The organism is Mycobacterium sp. TH-M106 (assembly GCF_057473765.1).
The window spans coordinates 1-1,302 of the sequence record NZ_JBYCLE010000056.1 but is presented as its reverse complement, the minus strand read 5'-3'; the positions used below and the strand labels follow the sequence as shown (position 1 = coordinate 1,302).

General features: G+C 69.3%; 1 protein-coding gene. It reads left to right on the top strand.

What is annotated here, in order from left to right; translation table 11 throughout:
* Positions 1-247 precede the first annotated feature (247 nt).
* Positions 248-1,302 (top strand): aspartate--tRNA ligase (gene aspS / locus AC2VOP_RS01890; RefSeq protein ID WP_486959390.1); only part of this gene is annotated, 1,055 nt, incomplete at its 3' end.

Here is a 1,302-nt window from a genome sequence, read left to right as displayed (position 1 = left end):
AGGCCGGGCCACCAACGCCCGCCGACGGGACGGCTCTGACCAACACCTGCGTGTTGGTGAAACCAGCCCGGCTGACGCGGGAACTGACGTTCACGCCACACCAGCAGCCTGAACCGACGACGCCCGAGAAGGGCGGTGACGAACACTCAGCAGAGTTGTTCGACACGCTTTAAAGCACCAACCGGCCAGTGGCGCCGTCGGCGATGGTCAGCCGGGCCCGTCACCGTGGGTACCCGGCCCCTTTACACTGGGCAGGCCGTCAAACCGTCTATTTAGGGGAGTATTTGTGCTGCGCAGCCACGACGCCGGCGCGTTGCGGGCCACCGACGCCGGGCGCACGGTGACGCTAGCCGGGTGGGTGGCGCACCGCCGTGACCACGGCGGGGTGATCTTCATCGACCTGCGCGACGCGTCCGGGGTAGCGCAGGTGGTGTTTCGTGACGTCAGTGAGGCCGGCGTGCTGGCCGCCGCGCACCGGCTGCGTGCCGAGGTCTGTCTGGCCGTCGACGGCGTCGTCGAGGTCCGCCCGGCCGGCAACGAGAACCCCGAGCTGGCCACCGGGGAGATCGAGATCAACGCGACGGCGTTGCGGGTGCTCGGCGAGTGCGCGGCGCTGCCCTTTCAGCTCGACGAGCCGGCCGGGGAGGAGGCCCGGCTGCGCTACCGGTATCTGGATCTGCGCCGCGACGACGGTCCGGGTGCGGCGATTCGCTTGCGCTCCAAGGTGAACGCTGCCGCACGGGCGGTGCTGGCCGAACACGACTTCGTCGAGATCGAAACCCCGACCCTGACCCGATCCACCCCGGAGGGTGCCCGCGACTTCCTGGTGCCGGCCCGGTTGCAGCCGGGCTCCTTTTACGCGCTGCCGCAGAGTCCGCAGCTGTTCAAACAGCTGCTGATGGTGGCCGGAATGGAGCGCTACTACCAGATCGCGCGCTGCTACCGCGACGAGGACTTCCGCGCCGACCGCCAGCCCGAGTTCACCCAGCTCGACTTGGAGATGAGCTTCGTCGACGCCGAGGACGTCATCGCGGTGTCCGAGCAGGTGCTCAAGGCGCTGTGGGGGCTGATCGGCCACGACCTGCCGCTGCCGCTGCCGCGGATCAGCTACGCCGACGCGATGCGCCGCTTCGGCTCCGACAAACCCGACCTTCGGTTCTCCCTGGAACTGGTCGAGTGCGCGGAGTTCTTCGCCGACACGCCGTTTCGGGTGTTCCAGGCCCCCTATGTCGGTGCGGTGGTGATGCCGGGCGGGGCGTCGCAGCCGCGGCGCACCCTGGACGGCTGGCAGGAGTGGGCCAA